The sequence below is a fragment of the Myxococcus qinghaiensis genome (assembly GCF_024198215.1).
Lineage (GTDB): Bacteria > Myxococcota > Myxococcia > Myxococcales > Myxococcaceae > Myxococcus > Myxococcus qinghaiensis.
In genome coordinates, this window is record NZ_JAKCFA010000010.1 from 70,623 (window position 1) to 88,008 (window position 17,386).

The 17,386-nt window shown below is 69.3% G+C and carries 19 protein-coding genes; 7 read left to right on the forward strand and 12 right to left on the reverse strand.

Annotated elements, in window-relative coordinates; genetic code table 11:
* Positions 1 to 72 precede the first annotated feature (72 nt).
* The gene (locus tag LZ199_RS20120; RefSeq protein ID WP_253995354.1) at positions 73 to 909 is read left to right on the forward strand and encodes a hypothetical protein; all 837 of its coding nucleotides are present in this window, start codon (positions 73 to 75) and stop codon (positions 907 to 909) included.
* A 5-nt stretch (positions 910 to 914) separates the two neighbouring features.
* Here the strand turns inward: LZ199_RS20120 and LZ199_RS20125 are convergent, their stop codons facing one another.
* Entirely contained in the window at positions 915 to 2,162 is a 1,248-nt protein-coding gene (locus tag LZ199_RS20125) for a sterol desaturase family protein (protein ID WP_253995355.1), read from the reverse strand.
* Positions 2,163 to 2,228: 66 nt separating this feature from the next.
* On the opposite strand from LZ199_RS20125, the gene LZ199_RS20130 reads away from it, so the two are divergent.
* Complete coding sequence (locus tag LZ199_RS20130; protein WP_253995356.1) at positions 2,229 to 2,816, forward strand: Crp/Fnr family transcriptional regulator; 588 nt, start codon at positions 2,229 to 2,231, stop codon at positions 2,814 to 2,816.
* Positions 2,817 to 2,830: 14 nt separating this feature from the next.
* On the opposite strand, the gene LZ199_RS20135 is transcribed toward LZ199_RS20130, so the two are convergent.
* From LZ199_RS20135 to LZ199_RS20180, 10 genes are all read right to left on the reverse strand, one after another.
* Positions 2,831 to 3,829 (reverse strand): Ig-like domain-containing protein, encoded by a 999-nt coding sequence (locus LZ199_RS20135; RefSeq protein WP_253995357.1) that lies wholly within the window; start codon positions 3,827 to 3,829, stop codon positions 2,831 to 2,833.
* A gap of 116 nt (positions 3,830 to 3,945) precedes the next feature.
* Positions 3,946 to 4,647, reverse strand: coding sequence for a hypothetical protein (locus LZ199_RS20140; RefSeq protein WP_253995358.1), 702 nt, complete (start codon positions 4,645 to 4,647; stop codon positions 3,946 to 3,948).
* Positions 4,648 to 4,792: 145 nt separating this feature from the next.
* Entirely contained in the window at positions 4,793 to 5,431 is a 639-nt protein-coding gene (locus LZ199_RS20145) for a hypothetical protein (RefSeq protein WP_253995359.1), read from the reverse strand.
* 138 nt (positions 5,432 to 5,569) lie between these two features.
* Positions 5,570 to 6,178: a hypothetical protein gene (locus tag LZ199_RS20150; RefSeq protein WP_253995360.1), complete on the reverse strand. Its 609-nt coding sequence runs from the start codon at positions 6,176 to 6,178 to the stop codon at positions 5,570 to 5,572.
* Between the two features lie 308 nt (positions 6,179 to 6,486).
* Positions 6,487 to 6,627, reverse strand: coding sequence for a hypothetical protein (locus LZ199_RS20155; protein WP_253995361.1), 141 nt, complete (start codon positions 6,625 to 6,627; stop codon positions 6,487 to 6,489).
* A gap of 239 nt (positions 6,628 to 6,866) precedes the next feature.
* The gene (locus LZ199_RS20160) at positions 6,867 to 7,436 is read right to left on the reverse strand and encodes a MarR family winged helix-turn-helix transcriptional regulator (RefSeq protein WP_253995362.1); all 570 of its coding nucleotides are present in this window, start codon (positions 7,434 to 7,436) and stop codon (positions 6,867 to 6,869) included.
* Between the two features lie 185 nt (positions 7,437 to 7,621).
* The gene (locus LZ199_RS20165; protein ID WP_253995363.1) at positions 7,622 to 8,251 is read right to left on the reverse strand and encodes an EcsC family protein; all 630 of its coding nucleotides are present in this window, start codon (positions 8,249 to 8,251) and stop codon (positions 7,622 to 7,624) included.
* A gap of 37 nt (positions 8,252 to 8,288) precedes the next feature.
* Positions 8,289 to 8,732 carry a hypothetical protein gene (locus LZ199_RS20170; protein WP_253995364.1) on the reverse strand — a complete coding sequence of 148 codons (444 nt, stop codon included), beginning with the start codon at positions 8,730 to 8,732 and terminating at the stop codon, positions 8,289 to 8,291.
* Between the two features lie 100 nt (positions 8,733 to 8,832).
* Positions 8,833 to 9,225 carry an aspartate 1-decarboxylase gene (gene panD, locus LZ199_RS20175; RefSeq protein ID WP_253995365.1) on the reverse strand — a complete coding sequence of 131 codons (393 nt, stop codon included), beginning with the start codon at positions 9,223 to 9,225 and terminating at the stop codon, positions 8,833 to 8,835.
* Between the two features lie 95 nt (positions 9,226 to 9,320).
* A complete protein-coding gene (locus LZ199_RS20180) occupies positions 9,321 to 10,163 on the reverse strand; it encodes an LEA type 2 family protein (RefSeq protein ID WP_253995366.1) in 843 nt (280 codons plus the stop codon).
* A gap of 151 nt (positions 10,164 to 10,314) precedes the next feature.
* On the opposite strand from LZ199_RS20180, the gene LZ199_RS20185 reads away from it, so the two are divergent.
* From LZ199_RS20185 to LZ199_RS20205, 5 genes are all read left to right on the forward strand, one after another.
* The gene (locus tag LZ199_RS20185) at positions 10,315 to 11,793 is read left to right on the forward strand and encodes an alpha/beta hydrolase (protein WP_253995367.1); all 1,479 of its coding nucleotides are present in this window, start codon (positions 10,315 to 10,317) and stop codon (positions 11,791 to 11,793) included.
* Positions 11,793 to 12,527: an ABC transporter ATP-binding protein gene (locus LZ199_RS20190; protein WP_253995368.1), complete on the forward strand. Its 735-nt coding sequence runs from the start codon at positions 11,793 to 11,795 to the stop codon at positions 12,525 to 12,527. Before LZ199_RS20185 ends, LZ199_RS20190 begins: the two co-directional genes overlap by 1 nt.
* Positions 12,524 to 13,696, forward strand: a complete 1,173-nt coding sequence (locus LZ199_RS20195; protein WP_253995369.1) for an ABC transporter permease — start codon at positions 12,524 to 12,526, stop codon at positions 13,694 to 13,696. The genes LZ199_RS20190 and LZ199_RS20195 overlap by 4 nt, the downstream gene beginning before the upstream one ends.
* 107 nt (positions 13,697 to 13,803) lie before the next feature.
* Complete coding sequence (locus LZ199_RS20200) at positions 13,804 to 14,871, forward strand: DUF2804 domain-containing protein (protein ID WP_253995370.1); 1,068 nt, start codon at positions 13,804 to 13,806, stop codon at positions 14,869 to 14,871.
* 11 nt (positions 14,872 to 14,882) lie between these two features.
* Entirely contained in the window at positions 14,883 to 15,986 is a 1,104-nt protein-coding gene (locus tag LZ199_RS20205; RefSeq protein ID WP_253995371.1) for a hypothetical protein, read from the forward strand.
* Positions 15,987 to 16,025: 39 nt separating this feature from the next.
* Here the strand turns inward: LZ199_RS20205 and LZ199_RS20210 are convergent, their stop codons facing one another.
* Positions 16,026 to 17,384, reverse strand: coding sequence for a DUF6986 family protein (locus LZ199_RS20210; RefSeq protein ID WP_253995372.1), 1,359 nt, complete (start codon positions 17,382 to 17,384; stop codon positions 16,026 to 16,028).
* Positions 17,385 to 17,386 lie beyond the last annotated feature (2 nt).

Below are 17,386 nucleotides of genomic sequence, written 5' to 3' on the forward strand. Positions count from 1 at the left end.
GGGTCGCTTCGTCGCGAACGGCACCAACCCTGGCACGGTGCGGTGCCTCGCTGCATCGAGGAGAGGAGTCCCATGTCACGGGTGCTTCGTAGCTCTCGTCGCGCCTTCATGCTGTTCATGGGCGCCGCGCTCGTCGGTGGTGGCTCGGCGTGTGGCCTGTCCGGCACCGGCGGGCGAGGCATCGTGTTCCGCATGGGCTTGCGCACCGCGCTCGCGCCCGAGGCCTCACGCGTGGGCGAGTTCACCACCGACACGGGGTGGAGCGTGCGGCTCGACTCGGCGCGGATGGTGCTCGGGCCCATCTACCTCTTCGAGCACCCATCTCCGCTCCAGCAGCAGACGCGACGCGTCCTCAAGTCACTGCTGGACGTGCTCGTGCCCTCGGCCCATGCCCATGACGGCGACTTCTTCTCGGGCGGGACGGTGCTGGGGGAGTGGGACCGCGAGGTGGTGTTCGACCTGCTCTCCGGGGGCGAGGCCCAGGTGCTGGGGCGCGCACCGGGAATCGCGGGCCGGGTGCGCTCCTTCTCGCTGCTGCTCCAGCCTCCGTCGCGGGCGCTCGGTGAAGAGGCGGCCCCGCTCCAGGGCCACTCGGTGTTGATGGCGGGCACGGCCTTCCGAGGAGAAGCGCGAGTTCCCTTCCGGGTGGCGCTCGACTTCCCACCGCCCGTGGAGCTCCAGCGCGTGGACTTCGTCCCCATCGAAGCGGACCTGGATGACGACGGACTCTTCGTCGTGGAGGCTCGCCCTCATCGGTGGTTCGAAGGCGCCCACTTCGACCGGCTGACGCTCCCCGCTGACGGCGGTCCAGTGGAAATCTCTCCCGAGACGCAGGTGCACCGCGCGCTGTCCGTCAACGCGCGGCGCTTCACGGCCTTCTCGGGCGCCTGGGAGCCCGGGTCCGACTGAGCGGCTCAGCTCAGGCCGCGTGCCACGGGCGCGGGACTCCTGCTGCTCGCGCGCGCGACGCTGATCCACACGAGGGTGACGGCGAGCCAGCCCACGGTGAGGGCTCGCCACGACAGCGGCGCGTTCGCCTGGAAGAGCCACAGCGTCACGGCGCCGCCCATGGCGAACACGCGAGCAATCTCCAGCGGCAGGCCCCAGCGCTTGGACTCCATCATCCCGCCCCAGGCGGTCGCCATGCCCCAGAACAGGACGCTGAGCATCAGCTTCTGCCAACCCACCAGCGGCGAGGCGTGGTGGCTGACCAGGAGCATGAAGGGCATGGACGCAATCATCTGGAAGACGAGGTAGCCGCGGATGTTGGGCAGCTCGGTGGACTGGAACTTCACCTCCTGGCCCTCGCGCTTCCACGAGGTCGCCTCGCGAGCAGGAAGGTCGGCGGGGCGCCAGCCGGTGGGCATCACCCAGAGGCGCAGCCGGTCCCACCAGCTGCGCGTCTTCACCGCGTCACTGACGAGCTTCCCCCAGAACTGGAAGTTGATGACGGTGGGGTCCCAGGTGTTCGGCGGGGTGGTGACGCCGTAGGAGCACTCCTCCGTCTCGTCGGCGTAGGTGCCGAACATCTTGTCCCAGATGATGAGGAAGCCCGCGTAGTTCTTGTCGATGTAGATGTCGTTGCGCGCGTGGTGCACGCGGTGGTGCGAGGGCGTGTTGAGCCAGGACTCAATCCACCGGGGCAGCTTGGGAATGACGCGCGTGTGCGGGATGAACTGGAGCACCAGGTGGAAGGCCACCATGGCCAGCACCGCCTCGGGCGAGAAGCCGACGATGACGAGCGGCCAGTAGAACAGGAACGAGAAGATGCGCTGCGTGACGCTGGCCCGCAGGGCCACCGCGTAGTTGAGCTCCTCGGTGGAGTGGTGTGGTGAGTGCGCCGCCCAGCCGATGTTGGTGCGGTGTCCGAAGCGGTGGAACCAGTAGAAGAGGAAGTCGACTCCCAGGAAGAGACCGAGCAGCGCCCACGGTGACGCGACGTCGAGCTTCCAGGGCGCGAGCTGCCCCAGCATCGTGAAGAGGGGCAGCATCAAGAGCGCCACCGCCACGTTGACGCACTGGTTCAGGACGGCGGTGCCCACGCTCGCGATGGAGTCCTGGAAGCTGTAGTAGCCGTTGCGCCTCGCCACGCAGTAGACGAACTCGCCCAGCGCCAGGGCGATGACGAAGGGTGTGGCAATCGCGTAGACGTTGATGGACATGCCCCTGGTGTACGGCGCCCGGCTCGATTGCCGCCTTAACCTGGGTTAACCTCCGCCCCTGTCCCCGTGAGATTCCCGAAGCTCTACGAGCAGCTCGCCCCGCTCGGTCCCATTCCCGAGAGTGAGTGGGAGCGGGCCGAGTCGCTCGCGAGAGAGCAGGCGGTGGAGCGCAAGGCCCACTTCCTGCGCCCCGGTGACGCGGCGGACCGCTTCGCGGTGGTGCTCCAGGGCGTATTCCGGCTGGTGCGCGTGTCGGCGCGAGGCGGCGAGACGGTGAAGGCCTTCCGCGCGGAGGGTGAACTCCTGGGCGCCTACGCGGAGATGCTCCAACGCGTGGCGTCGATGACGTCCATTGAAGCGCTGGAGCCCGCACGGGTGCTGGTGTTCCGGACGCAGGACTTCCAGACGCTGGAAGAGGGCCACGCCTGCTGGGTGCGCGTGGCGCGCCGCGTCGCCGAGCGGCACTTCCTGCTCAAGGAGAAGCGGGAGCAGGAGTTCCTGGAGCTGTCCGCCGAGGAGCGGCTGGACACCTTCTGGGCGGAGCACCCGCACCTGCGCGGGCGCGTGCCACAGCGCGACGTGGCGGCCTACCTGGGCATCACCGAGGTGGCCCTGAGTCGCATCATGTCGCGCAAGCGCAAGCGCACGGAGTGAGCTTCCATGTCCCGTCAGTAGCGCTCGAAGACGAAGGTGAACTTCTCCAGCGGCGTCGGTCCGTAGGTGAGGCGCAGGAAGCGGTCTCCGGCGGGCGCGGTGAACTTCAGCGTGTGGGTAATCGCGGGGAGGCACACTTGTGGCGCTGGCGTCACGGTGGAGGCAATCACCGTCTCGCTCTCCGTCACGTCGTGAATCACCACGGGGACATCGTGGCTCAGGTACATGATGACCGGCGTGTCGCGCTCCGCGGAGACGACCTCCGAGTAGCCGAGGAACGACGTCCCGCTCGCCGGCAGCGTCAGTTCGTAGAACTCGTGAGGTGAGTCCGTCGCGGGATACATCGTCGTCGGAGATGCGCCTGCCCTCACTGCCGCGGGAGCCTCCAGCAGCGCGTGGCCACAGGCATGCTCCGTGACGCGGTCCCGCTCTCCCGTGGTGAAGTCCAGCCGGCCATCACCGAGTCCCGCGTGCGCCGTGTCCAGCGCATTGCCCGCGACATCCCGCAGCGACGTGAGGTCCAGCGAGTAGCGGTTGTCCTCCTCCAGCGGCGGCAGGTCGGACTCCGGACGCGGAATGGAGAGCGACAAGGTCAGCGCGTCCTCGGACCAGGTGCCGGTGAGGACTCGAGCGGCGTTGGCGGGCGTGCTCACGTCCAACAGCGTCACCTGCGCGGCGGTGGGGTCCATGGGCTCGCTGAAGGAGACGCTGATGAGCCGCCGCAGGCTCGTGTTCGTCGTGTCCACCTTGTAGGTCTGCACGGGCAGCACGTTCGTCGCGCCCTCCTCGGGGTTGGACGCGGTGACGTGGGGCTTCGTGGTGTCGCCTCCCGCATCCGGTGAAGGGCCCGCGTCCGGTGAAGGACCCGCGTCGGGTGGAGGACCGGCGTCCGGGCCCGCATCCGTCGGGGGGCCCGCATCGGGGCTCGGGGTGATGGGGTCGTCGTTGTCGCAGCCCGTCAGGGTCAGGACAGCGCAGGTGGAGAGCAGGGCGGCGACGTGGGACAGACGCATGTCGGGTGTTTCCTCGCGGGAGAAGCTGGGACGGACGGGTGAAGCGCGGGGCGCCCTCGAACACAGAGGGCGCCCCGCTGGAGGGGCCACGGTGGGCCTGGGCTACAGGGGGAGGCTCAGCAGTTGAAGATGGCGGGGTTCGTGTCGTCGCAGTCGAACCGCTGCTTCACGTAGCCGGCGGGCGCCTCGCAGGCGTACCGGTACACGGGCGTGTTGGTGCCGTACCCGTCGCCGTCCTGGTCCCGGTAGAAGCGGTCCCGGTTGTCGTAGAGGTTCTCGTGGACGATGCGGACCTGGTTCCCCGTCGCGGGGCCCGTGGCGAGGATGTACTCGCGACCGGGGACCAGGTCATACACACGGGCCTGCGTCAGCGCGCAGGACGCCTCGGCGACGGACTCGCTGATGAGCGCCGACACCGTGGCGCTGGTGGTGGTGTCCACCACCGTGAAGGCCACGTTCTGCGTCAGGTAGAACGCGATGGACTCCACGCCAAGGCCCGACACGGCGCCGGGCGTGAAGGTCACCGAGCCCTCGGCGCCCGACGGCAGCGACAGCGTGTACTGCTTGTGGGTCGTGCTGATGTCCGGCGCGGTGGCGATGCGCGTGGCGCTGGCCGTCACGTTCACGTTGTCACCGCTGTTGTTCGAGTGGGTGCAGGCGTGGGTCGTCATCAGCGTGTCGTCCACCGACACGCAGCCCGCCTCCAGCGGCGCCTCCGCCTGGCCCATCGACTCCTGCTCCGGCTCATCCATGGGGCCGCAGGCCGCCAGCGACAGCCCGAGCAATGCACCGCAAAGGGTCTGCTTCAGCATCTTCATTGTGGGGTTCCTTTCAAACGCCGGGCGCGACGCGCGGGCACCGAAGCTGGCGTCCACCGCCACTCCACGGCGCGGGCATTCATGTCTTAAATGTAATTGAGTTGCAATAACGAGGCGGACGTTTTCCTTGGACGGGCGTGCATGGCTATTCGAGGTGCTCGATGACCATGCCGACCTCGGAGAGCGAGGTGGGGCCGAGGGTGACGGTGTACTGGACGCGGTCTGTCAGCTCGTAGCCGACCATGTGTCTGAGGCCCGAGCAGAAGTCGCCCGTGGGCTTCGTTCCCGCCGGGGTGAGCTGCGTCTGGATGGCTGTCTCTACGAAGGTGACGGGCACGTCGGGCGTGCTGAGGTAGACGACGAAGTCACCGCTGGCGAAGGCCTTGTAGCTGAAGGTGCCCGTGTACTGGCCGTTCTCTTCGCGGAGCTTCACGGTGTAGTGCGTGTGGAAGTCGTCCGCGCGTGGATTGCGACTGGTGGTGGCCGTCACGGTGACGTAGGGGCCGTGCGCGACGTGCCAGCAGGCATGTTCCCCGTCGTCGCCGAAGTCGAAGCCGTCGCTGGGGACGTAGTCGGGGTCCACGACACAGGCGAGGCCTTCGGACGCGGCGATGTGGCCCTTGTTGCAGTGACACCAGTCGCCCTCGGCCTCACGGTGGATGTGGCCATTGGGAGCGCACGGGTCTTGCGGCTCGGGCTCGACGTTCGGGGGCGTCTCGCCACCATCGCAGGCGGAGACCGCCACGGCGCACGAGGCCAGAAGGGCACGGAGGTTCAATCGCATGCGGGAGCGCTCCATGGGGAGGCGAGAGGAGGGCGTCATTGAGAGACATGGGATGGCGGGAGTGGCGTGGACGACGTGGCTCGGGGCGGAATGCCCGGAGCGCTCCGGGCACCCGCTCGGGTGGAGAGACGACGAGGACTACTCCTCGTGGTGGTGCCCGGCCTCCTCGATGACGAGCGAGAAGGCAGCGTTGCGGCTCAGGATGGAGCGGAACTCCAGGTAGTACTCGGTGTCGGCTTCCAGGTCCGCGACGATGGCCGTCTTCAGCGCGCCGCACACGTCGGTGGGGACCTGGTAGCGGCACTCGCGAGCGACTTCGAGGCCCGTCGCCGCGTCGTAGATGCGCAGGCCGCGGTGGCGCGACAGCAGGAAGGCGAACTCACCGGACTCGTCGGGGAGGAAGGACACGCGGCCCGCCCAGCCCCAGGAGTTCGTGCTCCACGGGAGGGTGAGGTTGTACGCGGTGTGAGGCGTGCTGACGTCCACCAGCACGGGCGCGCCCAGGGCGGCGGCGGTGGCGGCCTCGAAGGGCCCCAGCTCCGCGTGGATGCAGGCGTGCTCCACGACTTCGGCCAGCTCCTCCGGCTCCTCGCAGGAGGGCAGCAGGCCGAGCAGCGCGGACTCTTCGGCGGACAGCTCGTCGGCGGTGACTTCCTCCTCTACGGGGGCGGTGCCTCCGCAGCCGGTGAGCAGGAGCACGACACCGGTGGCGAGCAGGGACTTCTGGAGCAGGGACTGGGGCTTCATCAAGAGACTTCTCCTTGTGGGACTGCCGGGGTGGAGCAACGGGCGTGAGGCTCGCGAGCCCCGCGAATATGCAACCGATATCTAAAAGTAATCAAGTTGCATTTACGGGGCGAGCCGGGCGCGTAGCCGCCATCGGCGGGTCGCCGTCCGTCAAGGCAGCGAGCTCAGCCTGGAGCCGGCTCCACAGGCGTGTCCGGTGCCTGGAGCCGAATCACTCCGGCGTCAGACGCTGGGCTGCTGGGGCCAGGTGAAGCCGGGGGGCGTCGTGCCGTTCGTCTGCATCACCTGGATGAGGGCGTCATTCAGCTTCACGAGCTGGTGCCTGCTGTCCGGGTGATGTTCCGAGGGTTGGCGAGGTTCGTCAGCTCGTCGGGGTCCACGAGCCGGACGACGAGGGTGTTGTCGGTGAAGCCGCGCCGCTCCAGCGACTGGAGCAACTGGGCGAGCACATGCAGGCGTGGGTGAAGGCCCGCTCGAAGCTCAGCCCGTTGCGCGCGAGGTGCTGGAACGAGGGCAGGTGCTGCTCCGCCCAGCCTTGAGGCCAGTGGCGGAGCCGGCGCTGCCGCGCCGTCAGGATGATGAGCAGGTCGGGCGGCGTGGAGGCGTTGCCGGGTCGCAGGGGCCACTCCAGGATGAGGAGGGCCCCCAGCGTACTCCGTGATGTTCCCCCACGCCGGAGCGCGAGCCGTCAGGCCGCGTTGGCGGTGACGCCTACGTCCTCGACGGCGGCGAGGCGGGGGTGAGGCGTGGCGCGAGCACTCTCCGCGTCGGCCTCCTCGGCGGCCTGCTCCTCCGCGCGGTTCCAGCAGCCCAGCGCCTCCACCCAGCCCTCGAGCAGGTCCATCAGCGCGCTGCGCTGTTCCCCACCCAGCGGCATCAACAGGCGCGCCATCCGCTCCTGCACCACCGTGTCCGCGCGCTCCGCCAGGGCACGGCCCTGCTCGGTGAGGCGCACTCGCACGCGGCGGCGATCATGCCGCACGGAGCGCTCGCGCTGGACGAGCTTGGCGTCCTCCAGGCGGTCCAGCAGCCGGCTCAGTCGAGGCAGGGCGATACCCCCCAGGCGGTCGGCGAGCACGTTGACGGGCAGCAGGCTCTCCGCCTTCAACCACCAGATGGCCTGTACCTCCATCGGGTCCAGCTCCTGGTGAGGCAGGGCACCCAGAGGGCTGCTGAGGGCGCCGCAGCGCGCCACATCAATGACCAGGTTCCGCAACCGCGCCACCTGCACACGCACTTCCGCCGAAAGCTCGGACATCTTCGTGCCTCCGCCTTTTCGAGCGCCGCTCCCGGTCCGGCCCTTGGGAGTTCATTCAGTCGCCCGCCATGGATGGGGGCTTCCGCCCCGCCTGGGAACGGGAACGCAGAGGCGAAGAGGGCATATCGGACCCGCTGAATTAATCCGGGCGCCAGGCACCCGTGGATCCGAAAGGTCCGGGGGCTTCAGCTCGCCTGCTGGTGGCGGCTGGCCTTGGCCTTGGCGTGGGCCTTGTCGAAGCCCTCGTAGAAGCGCACGGCCTGCTCGCCCACGCGCTGGATGTGCTGGTTGTTGAAGTAGGCCGTTATCGGCGCGGCCACCAGCGGCATGGCGCGACCCAGCGTGTGCAGGCCGCCCTTCTCCAGCATCAGCGCGGCCAGCTTCCCCAGCACCTTGGGGCTGGAGCGCTGGATGGGGCCCAGACCATTGGCGTAGCCGAACAAGTCCAGCATCTCCCCCCGCGCGCGCTCCGTCTTGAGGTTGACCTTGTAGAGCGTGGCCAGGTCGGTGAGCAGGATGATCTGCAGATACGCCATGAACAGCAGGTCCGCCGGCAGCGCGACGAGTCCGAAGACGCCGCTCACCCCACCCACCATGCTGGCCAGGTTCTTCTTCTCGTCGACCAGGCGCTGCGCCAGCTCCCGCACCTCCGCGCGGGGGTAGCGCTTCTCCAGCTCCGCCACCCGCACGCGGGCGCGCTTCGTCTCCTGGAGAACGATGTCCGACAGCCGCGCCGAGCCGAGCTTCTTCAGCTCCGCGGGCGTCAGCTTCTTCATGAAGGCCAGCCGCTCGGCCACGCTGTCGTAGAAGCCCATTGTCGACGCTCCTCTTGGGGCGGGTTTCCCGCGTCCTCTAATAACCCCGCTCGGAGAGATAGAGGTCCACCAGCGCGCCTTCTTCGTACCAGGCGTGCCGCATCTCCACGTTGAACCAGCGCGAGTCCGGCTTTGCTCCTCGCACCTCCAGCTTTATCTGGTTGGGAGACGTGTCGATGACGGCCGCGCGCGCCTTGCAGGCATAACCCGGCTCCTCGCCGTAGCCACCCTCCAGGCAGACTTCGTCGCCCACGGACAGTCGCCGGGTGTACTCCGTGGCCAGGTAGAGCGCCTCGTCGCAGCTGGAGCGCACCGACGACTTCCCATGCGCCGCGCAGCGGACCTGCTGGGGTGCCTTGACGACGGGGATGGCTCCGTAGAGCGGATCCTCGTCATTGGGGTTGGGCCGGAAAGAGCCCACTGCGGAACAACCGGAGAGTCCCAGCGCGAGCACGCTGGCTCCCACCCACATCCGCCTCATCGTGGTGATTCCTCCGGGGCCATGGGCCCCCCTCTAATAAAGGTGGGCCGAGCATGGCAAAAGGCGCGCGGAGGGGAAAGCGACGAGAGGGCGGCTGCCCTCAGGCGAGCCGGCGAGCGGGCCCCGGAATCTCTTCCGTCTGGCCCGGGACGATGCGGTTCTGGGCGTCCACGAAGACGACGGTGGGCTTCCAGGCGCGGGCCTCGGCGTCCTCGACCTCCGCGAACGTGGCGATGATGACCAGGTCCCCGGGCTTGTTGAGGTGGGCGGCGGCGCCGTTGATGCAGATGACGCCGCTGCCGGGCTCGCCCTCCAGGGCGTACGTCTCCAGACGCGTGCCCTGGGTGACGTTCCAGATGGCCACCTTCTCGTTGGCGATGATGTCCGCCGCACGCAGGAGGTTCTGGTCGATGGTGACCGAGCCTTCGTAATCGAGGTCGGCCTGGGTCACCGTCGCGCGGTGAATCTTGGACTTGAAGAGGATGCGGCGCATGGCGTGTGTCCCCAAGGAGCGCCCAACCGTAACGGCAAGGGCGCCCTGGGACAACCACGAGGTTGCATCCCGCCCGCCTGCTGCCCGGACGGGCGTTATTTCACGATGTTGACGAGCTGGCTCAGGTTGAGCGGCACGGACTGGGTGTCCGAGGTCAACTTTCCATCCAGGCTCAGCTTGGCGTTGCCGCCCGAGCGCAGGGCCACGGCCGCGGAGGCCGCGCGCGCGAAGTTGATGGTGAGCGGCAGCGTCACCTGCTTCGTCCCGCTGCCGTCGAGCATGCCCAGGTTGCCGGTGGACAGCGTCCCCACATCCGCGCCGGCGACCTTGAGCGCGCCCGTGATTCCGGCGACGGGCAGGGGGAAGCTGTTGCGGTTGGTGATGGAGAGGGGGAACTCCACCGTGGCGCTGGTGAGGCCGATGTTGGTGATGCGGGGCGGCTGGAAGGACACCTGCGGAATCTTGGGCACGTCGAAGGTGCCCTCTTTTTCGAGCGGGAAGTTCAGCACGCCGATGGGCGTCTGCACGCCGACGCTGCCCTGGGCCTTGAACAACGCGCGGTCCTTGTTGAGGAACGTCTCCACGACGGGGGCGATGTCCGCGAACTTCACGTTGGCGGGGAAGACGAGCTCGCTCTTGCCGTTGGCCTTGAGGTCCAGGCCCTTCTTGGGCTTGCCGGCCACCACCTGCTTGCCCTCGACGAAGAAGGAGTAGTCGATGCTCGCCAGCTCCAGGCCGAAGCCGTTGGGGTTGTTGACCTCGTAGACGAGGTCGACGGTGGCGTCGGAGAGCGACGCGCTGGAGAGCCGCGCCTTCTTGAAGACGAGGGTGGGCTTCTTGAAGACCCCCTTCAGCGTCTTCTGCAGGGAGGCGCAGCCGCTGAACGTGGTGAAGCAGAGGGCAGCCAGAACGAGGACGGCGCGTTTCATCGTGGGCATGGGCGTATCACCAGACGGCCCCTCGCGGCGGGGATTCACGGAGGGGCGCTTGCTCGCGAGGGGAGACCCCTTCGCGCGCATAATCCTTGGGATGCGGTACAACGCCCGCACTCTACATAGGGAATCGACTTTGACGGAGGTCAGGCCACACATGCCTACTTGTGTTCCCCGTGGGTTCCTACGCGCGCTGGCGCTGGGGCTGCTGGGGCTGACGCTGGTGTCGTGCAACCGGGGCGGTGCCTCGGCGGCCGAGACGCCACGCATCGCGCTGAAGCCCTGCCGGCTGGAGGGCCTGGCGCCCCAGGCGCAGTGCGGGACGTATGAGGTCTTCGAGGACCGCGTGGCGAAGTCAGGCCGCAAGCTGTCCCTGCGGGTCGTCGTGGTGCCCGCCCTGGCGGCCCAGCCCCAGCCCGACCCGCTGGTGCTCCTGGCGGGAGGGCCCGGGCAGGCGGCCTCGCGGATGGCGTTCATCCTGCCCGCCGTCGAGCGCATCCGCCGCCACCGCGACATCCTGCTGGTGGACCAGCGCGGCACCGGCGACTCACACCCGCTGGACTGCGACCCGGGGGGGGAGGACTTGTCGGCGGCCTTCGATGACAGCCAGAGCCTCCCTCAGATGAAGAAGTGCCTCGGGGGCTGGGACGCGGACGTGCGCCAGTACACCACGCCCGTGGCCATGGACGACCTGGACGAGGTGCGCGCGGCGCTGGGCTACGAGAAGCTCAACCTGTGGGGCATCTCCTACGGGACGCGCGCGGCGCTGGTGTACATGCGCCAGCACCCCGAGCGGGTGCGCACGGCCATCCTCGACGGGGTGGCGCCGATGAGCATGTACCTGCCCCTGTACATGCCCCGAGACGGTCAGCTCGCGGTGGACCTGCTGCTCGCCCATTGCGAACAGGACGCGGCGTGCGCGAAGGCCTATCCCGAGCTGCGCGCGCGCACCGAGGCGCTGCTCTCGAAGCTGGAGACGCCGCGGCCCATCCGGGTGGTGCACCCGCTGACGGGGGCGCCGGAGGAGTTCGTCCTGTCGCGGCAGGCCTTCCTCGGCGTGCTGCGCAGCCAGTTGTACAACGCGAACGCCGCCTCGCTGGTGCCGCTGATGCTCGACCGGGCGTCGCGTGACGACTGGGGGGCGTTCACCGCGGTGGCCATGGGCTTGCTCAAAGACATGCGGCGCGGGATGAGCCACGGACTGTACTTCGCTGTCACGTGCGCGGAGGACGCGCCCTTTTTCGACAGGGCGAAGGTGGAGGCGGAGGCGAAGGGCACCTGGTTCGGCGCGGACGTCGGCCTGCAGACGCTCTCCCTGTGCCAGGACTGGCCCCGTGCCACGCTGCCCGCGGGCTATCGCGAGCCGGTGGTGTCGGACGTGCCCACGCTCCTGCTCTCCGGAGAGCTGGACCCGGTGACGCCGCCCTCGTGGGCCGAGGACGCCAAGCGCACGCTGTCGCGCTCGCTCCACGTGGTGGTGCCCGGCGTGGGCCACAACACGCTGGGCGCCGACTGTTCCCTCTCGCTGATGCAACAGTTGGTGGCGAGCGGCGCCGTGGAGGGGCTCAAGCCCGCTTGCGGCGCGAACCTCACCCGCCCCCCTGTCTTCACCTCTTTCGCTGGCCCCGTGCCCTGATGATTCGAGCCACGAACCTGCACAAGCGCTTCGGTCCGGTGACAGCCGTGGAGGACGTGTCCTTCACCGCCGAGGACGGGATGATTACGGGCCTGCTCGGCCCCAACGGCGCGGGCAAGACGACGACGCTGCGGATGCTCTACACGCTGGTACGGCCGGACAAGGGCAGCGCCAGCGTGGATGGCGTGGACGTGGTGACGCGTCCGGAGGAGGCCCGTCGCGGGCTGGGCGTGCTGCCGGACGCGCGGGGCCTGTACCCGCGCCTGACGGCCCGCGAGCACGCGAGGTACTTCGGCGAGCTGCATGGCCTGTCGGGCGCCGCGCTCGACAAGCGCGTGGACGAGCTGGTGGACCTGTTGGACATGAAGGACATCGCGGACCGCCGCACGGAGGGCTTCAGCCAGGGAGAGCGGGTGAAGGTGGCGCTGGCGCGCGCCCTGGTGCACGGGCCTCGCAACGTGCTCCTGGACGAGCCCACCAACGGGCTGGACGTCATGAGCACGCGCGCGGTGCGCACGCTGCTGCGGCGGCTGAAGGACGAGGGGCGCTGCGTCGTCTTCTCCAGCCACGTCATGCAGGAGGTGGCCGCGCTGTGCGAGCGCGTCGTGGTGGTGGCGCATGGCCGCGTGGTGGCGGACGGCACCCCGGACTCGCTGCGCGCGAGCACCGGCAAGGACAGCCTGGAGGAAGCCTTCGTCACCGTCATCGGCAGTGAGCAGGGGCTGGTTCAATGAGGGGCTTGATTGCGACGGTCTTCCGCAAGGAGTTGAAGGACCACCTGAGAGACAGGCGCTCGGTGCTCACGTCCCTGCTGACAGGGATGATGGGGCCCGTGCTGACGCTGATTTTGTTCAGCCTGATTTCCTCCTGGACCCGGCAGGACAAAATCCTGGAGGTGCCCGTCATCGGCCGCGAGCATGCGCCCAGCCTGATGGCCTTCCTGGCGCGCAACGGCGCGGAGCTGAAGGAGGCTCCCGCGGACCATGAGAGCCTCATCCGCGCGGGAAAGCTCGACCTGGTGCTCGTAGTCCCAGAGGACTACGGCAAGTCGTTCTCCGCCGGGCACACCGCCGACGTGAGCCTCGTGGTGGACAGCTCGCGCCAGTCCGCGCGCGCCACCGTGCAGCGCGCGCGGCGGCTCCTGGAGCTCTATTCGAGCCAGGTGGCGACCCAGCGGCTCATCGCTCGCGGTGTGGCTCCGGAGCTGGCCCGCCCCGTGCTGGTGGAGGACCTGGACCTCTCCACGCCGGAGCGCGCCGCCGCGCTGATGCTCAACATGGTGCCCCTCTTCCTGATGATCATGGCCTTCACGGGGGGGCTGCAGGTGGCCAGCGACACCATGGCGGGTGAGCGTGAGCGGGGCTCGCTGGAGCCGCTGCTGCTCAACCCCGCGTCTCGCGGAGACATCGTCCTGGGCAAGTGGCTGGCCACCGTCAGCTTCGCCATGGTCTCCACGCTGGTGACGCTGGGAGTCTTCGCGCTCGTGGTGCGGCAGCTGCCGCTCGAGGACGTCGGGGTGAAGGCGCGCTTCGACGGGGCGGCCATCCTGAGCATGGCCGTCGCGATTCTCCCGCTGGCCTTCGGCGCCGCCGCGCTCCAGATGTGGGTGTCCACCTATGCTCGCTCCTTCAAGGAAGCGCAGACGTACCTGTCCCTGCTGGTCATGCTGCCCACCCTGCCGGGGGCGTTCATGGCGATGACTCCGATACAGGTGAAGGCGTGGATGTTCGCGGTGCCCGCGCTGGGACAGGGGCTGCTCGCGGGCGAGGTGATGCGAGGCGAGTCGCTGGGGCCGGTGCCCTTCCTCGTCGCCATCGTGTCCAACATCGCGCTGGCGCTCGTGGCCCTGGCCGCCACCCAGCGGCTGCTCTCCCAGGAGCGCATCATCTTCGGGCGGAGCTGAGAGAGGCACACCGACAGTCACGGCCAATGTCGTCGAGGCGTCGGTCTCCGCCCATTCCCGCCGAGCCGGGGTGACTTCGGCCGGCGGTTGGCTTCCAATGGGCGCGGATGACGCCCGAGAGAGAAGCCCTCCTGCCCCTGGCGCCGGCCTCCGTGGCCACCGCGCAAGGTGAGCCCCGATTCGGCACGTACCAGGGTGAGCTGCCCGAAGTGGACCTTCCCAAGCTGCTGGGACGGTGGGCTCCAGCCCGGACCACGCGCCTGCTCAAGCGAAAGCGGTGGCACTACACCTTCGTCGCGACGCCGGAGGTGGCCGCCCTCTTCGCGGTGGTGGACCTGGGCTACTCGGCCAGCGCCTTCGCGGTGGCGTTGGACCTGCACGAGCGCAAGCCGCTGTGCGACGTGAGCTTCCTGGGCGCTCCGGGCCCCATGCTGTCCCTGGGAGACAAGCCCGGCGCGGGCCTTGCCGCGTCCTTCAGGACGCTGGGCGGCAAGCTGTCCATCCGCCGGGGCGAGGAGGACGAGCGCTACCAGGTGGAGGTGGACGTCAGCCGCGTGCGCACCGGCAGCCTCAACACCTTCCAGTGGGCCGGCGAGCTGCTCGTCGCGGGAGGCCCTCCCGCCCTGACGGTGATTGCGCCCGTGCAGGGGGACGGGCTCGTGAATGTCACGATGAAGCGCAACGGCCTGCTGTCCTTCGGCAGCCTGGAGGCGGGCGGCAAGCGCTTCCGGCTGGACGGAGGCGTGGGCGGCATCGACTACACGCAGGGCTACCTGGCGCGGCACACGGCCTGGCGCTGGGCCTTCGCCGCGGGACGGCTCGCCGACGGGACGCCCGTGGGGCTCAACCTCGTCGAGGGCTTCAACGAGAGCAACGCCGACGCCAACGAGAACGCGCTGTGGCTGGGGGACAGGCTGTACCCGCTGGCCCGCGCGCGCTTCGAGTACGAGGCCAAGAACCTGCTCGCGCCGTGGAAGCTGACGACGGTGGATGGCGCGGTGAACCTGCGCTTCCAGCCCTTCTACGTCCACCGCGAGGAGCGCAACCTGCGCCTCATCATCAGCCACTTCGCGCAACCCGTGGGCTTCTTCGAGGGCACCGTGACGGTGGGCGGCCAGACGCTCCAGCTCTCCAACGTCCCCGGCGTCACCGAGGACCAGGACATGCTCTGGTGAGCGTGCCCCCCATGTCTTGTCCCCACTGCCGCAAGCCCCTTCCCGAAGCGCGCACCGCCACGTGCCCCCACTGTGGCCGCGACGTGAAGTCGTCCTTCGACAAGCCGCTCATCTCCGAGGAGACCGCCGAGTCCGCCCGGCGCACCGCCGAGTCCGCGGGCCGCGCCGTGCAGTCGATTCTGGAGGACCCTCGCCTGCGGGAGCGACTGCCGGGAGGCTCGCTGCCGTTGCTGGGCTCGGGGCTCGTCGCCGCCGCCGTGCTCCTGCCGGGGCTCCCCATCCTCGGTGGGAGCATCGGCCTGCCGTGGTCCGTGACGATGCTCGCGGGCAGCGTGCTCCTGGGCGCTCGTGAGTGGAGCGCCGCGGGCCGCCCCGTTCCTCCGCCTCTGGAGAAGCTGGCCCAGGTGGCCGCGCATCCGGCCTTCCTTCCCCTCTTCACGGCGCTGGCCATCACCTTCGCGTTCCTGTCCCTGGGCTTCGGACTGGTGCCGCTCGTCTGGATAGGGGCCGCTGTCGTGCTGGGCTACGTGCAGTGGCGCGTGTTCCAGGCCTCCTCCGCGTCCGCTCCCGAGCTGCGGCCCTCACCCGAGGCCTCTCGGTTGAAGCAGTGGGTGTGCGCGGGCGCCGCCGTGTGCGCGCTGTCGCTGCTGTTCTCCTGGGGCACGGGGATGCACCTGTCCACGTCCCTGGGCGGCTACGGCTACGACGACAAGCTCGTGTACGAGGTGGACAGGGACGGCAGGAGCACGGGCCACACGTACACGGAGAGCCCGTACACGTGGAAGCCGGGCATCACCAACACGTCCACCTTCTTCGTGAAGTCGGGACGCGCCCGGCCCGGTGCGCCGCTCATCGTCCTGGCCCTCATGTCCCTGGGGCTGCTGGCCGCCGTGCCGCGTGCGCGTGACGCCATGCCGTCCATGCTCCCGTACATCCTGGCCGGCGTCGTCACCCTGTGGGGACTGCTGGGCCTGGGGATGAGCGCGGGCCCGTTGCTCTTCCTGCTCGGCGCGGTGGCCATCGACGTGGCCCTGGTGCGCGCGCATCGCGCGGCGAATGACAGGACAGGGGACACACCTCCGGGGAACGAGGATGCGCCGCCGGGCCCGGGCTGACGCCGAGAGCTGAGTCCTCCCGGCGCGGAAGCGCCCGACTCAAGCGACGCGGGCGCGACGTGACTCGACGATGGCGCGGAAGGAGCGGCTTCGCAGTTCCTCCAGCGTGAGGCCGGTGGCCAGCGCTTCGTCCTGGCTGAGCGCGCCGCAGCTCAGGCCCCGGAGGAAGAAGTTGAGCAGACCCTGGCCCGTGGCCGCGTCGTCGAACACGTCACCCACCAGCGTCGCCTGCGCCGCCTTCTCCATGAAGGCCTTGAGGCGCTTGGTGGCGGTGTCCAGTCCTTCGAGGAAGAAGGCATACACGGCCGCGTAGCGCACGGGGAGCTGCGCGGGATGCAAGTCCCACCCCTGATACCAGCCGCGCTCCAGCGAGTGACGGATGTGGCGGTAGGAGAGCTGCCACACCCGCTGCACCGCCTCGCTGTTCTCACGCAGCTGCGTGGGCAGCAGCGCCACGTCGCCCTGCTTCCTGTTCGGCGGCACGGGCATGACGTTCGTCGCGCCGTCGGACAGCTGGATGCCGGTGCCCGCGAGGGAGACCTGCACCAAATCCCTCAGGAAGTCGCAGGCGGGGTGCAGCATGCCCTGCACGTGGGCGCTGACGCTGAGCGCGGCGGTGTAGTCATACAGCCCCAGGTGCACGCTGGAGCACCGCCCCGCGCCCGCGGCCACCAGCGCCGGCAGGTGCAGTCGCCCCTCCTTGTCGAAGAGGGCCTGGGGCGTCTCCACCATCAGCTCCAGACCCATGGCGCCGCGCGCCAGGCCGTGCTCCGTCTCCAGCACCTCCAGGATGCGGGCGAGCGCGGCCACCTGCTCGGGCGCGGAGACCTTGGGCAGGGTGACGACGAAGGACGGCGGCAGCTTGCCTTCGCTGTGCTCCAGCAGCGTGGTGACGAAGAGGTCCAGCGTGCGCGAGGACCGCTCGAACAGCTCCTCGGTGAAGGACTTCACCCGGATGCCCACGTACGGCGGCAGCGAGCCCTGCGCCAGTCCCTGGGCCAGCTCCTGGGCGGCGCTGACGGCGTGCGAGTCCTCCTCCGCGTCGGGACGGTGGCCATAGCCGTCCTCGAAGTCGATGCGGTAGTCCTCCACCGGCTCGCGCGCGAGCTTGTCCAGCACGCGCTCGTAGACGCGCTGGGCGAAGCGGCCCCGCTGCGGCAAGCCCAGCCCGTGGGCCAGCTCGGCCGCGTCTGGCGCGTAGTCCTTCATGGCCCCCAGCGCCAGGTTCCCCAGCTTCCGCGCCGCTTCCGCGCGGAAGAGGTGGGCGCCGCCGTACACGACGTGCACCGGCTGACGACGCGGGGAGTCCCCCGGGTAGGCGCGCGCGAGCTCGGCGTTGGCCCGCCGGAGGGACTCGCGCGCGCTGGAGAGGCTGGAGGGCGTCAAGGTGGTCTTCATCG

Coding starts and splice junctions, on each gene's coding strand:
- LZ199_RS20200 (WP_253995370.1), top strand. CDS start 13,804: ATGACGCCCGAGAGAGAAGCCCTCCTGCCCCTGGCGCCGGCCTCCGTG.
- LZ199_RS20205 (WP_253995371.1), top strand. CDS start 14,883: ATGTCTTGTCCCCACTGCCGCAAGCCCCTTCCCGAAGCGCGCACCGCC.
- panD (WP_253995365.1), bottom strand. CDS start 9,225: ATGCGCCGCATCCTCTTCAAGTCCAAGATTCACCGCGCGACGGTGACC.
- LZ199_RS20185 (WP_253995367.1), top strand. CDS start 10,315: ATGCCTACTTGTGTTCCCCGTGGGTTCCTACGCGCGCTGGCGCTGGGG.
- LZ199_RS20195 (WP_253995369.1), top strand. CDS start 12,524: ATGAGGGGCTTGATTGCGACGGTCTTCCGCAAGGAGTTGAAGGACCAC.
- LZ199_RS20140 (WP_253995358.1), bottom strand. CDS start 4,647: ATGAAGATGCTGAAGCAGACCCTTTGCGGTGCATTGCTCGGGCTGTCG.
- LZ199_RS20145 (WP_253995359.1), bottom strand. CDS start 5,431: ATGCGATTGAACCTCCGTGCCCTTCTGGCCTCGTGCGCCGTGGCGGTC.
- LZ199_RS20120 (WP_253995354.1), top strand. CDS start 73: ATGTCACGGGTGCTTCGTAGCTCTCGTCGCGCCTTCATGCTGTTCATG.
- LZ199_RS20190 (WP_253995368.1), top strand. CDS start 11,793: ATGATTCGAGCCACGAACCTGCACAAGCGCTTCGGTCCGGTGACAGCC.
- LZ199_RS20160 (WP_253995362.1), bottom strand. CDS start 7,436: ATGTCCGAGCTTTCGGCGGAAGTGCGTGTGCAGGTGGCGCGGTTGCGG.
- LZ199_RS20180 (WP_253995366.1), bottom strand. CDS start 10,163: ATGCCCACGATGAAACGCGCCGTCCTCGTTCTGGCTGCCCTCTGCTTC.
- LZ199_RS20125 (WP_253995355.1), bottom strand. CDS start 2,162: ATGTCCATCAACGTCTACGCGATTGCCACACCCTTCGTCATCGCCCTG.
- LZ199_RS20210 (WP_253995372.1), bottom strand. CDS start 17,384: ATGAAGACCACCTTGACGCCCTCCAGCCTCTCCAGCGCGCGCGAGTCC.
- LZ199_RS20135 (WP_253995357.1), bottom strand. CDS start 3,829: ATGCGTCTGTCCCACGTCGCCGCCCTGCTCTCCACCTGCGCTGTCCTG.
- LZ199_RS20150 (WP_253995360.1), bottom strand. CDS start 6,178: ATGAAGCCCCAGTCCCTGCTCCAGAAGTCCCTGCTCGCCACCGGTGTC.
- LZ199_RS20170 (WP_253995364.1), bottom strand. CDS start 8,732: ATGAGGCGGATGTGGGTGGGAGCCAGCGTGCTCGCGCTGGGACTCTCC.
- LZ199_RS20165 (WP_253995363.1), bottom strand. CDS start 8,251: ATGGGCTTCTACGACAGCGTGGCCGAGCGGCTGGCCTTCATGAAGAAG.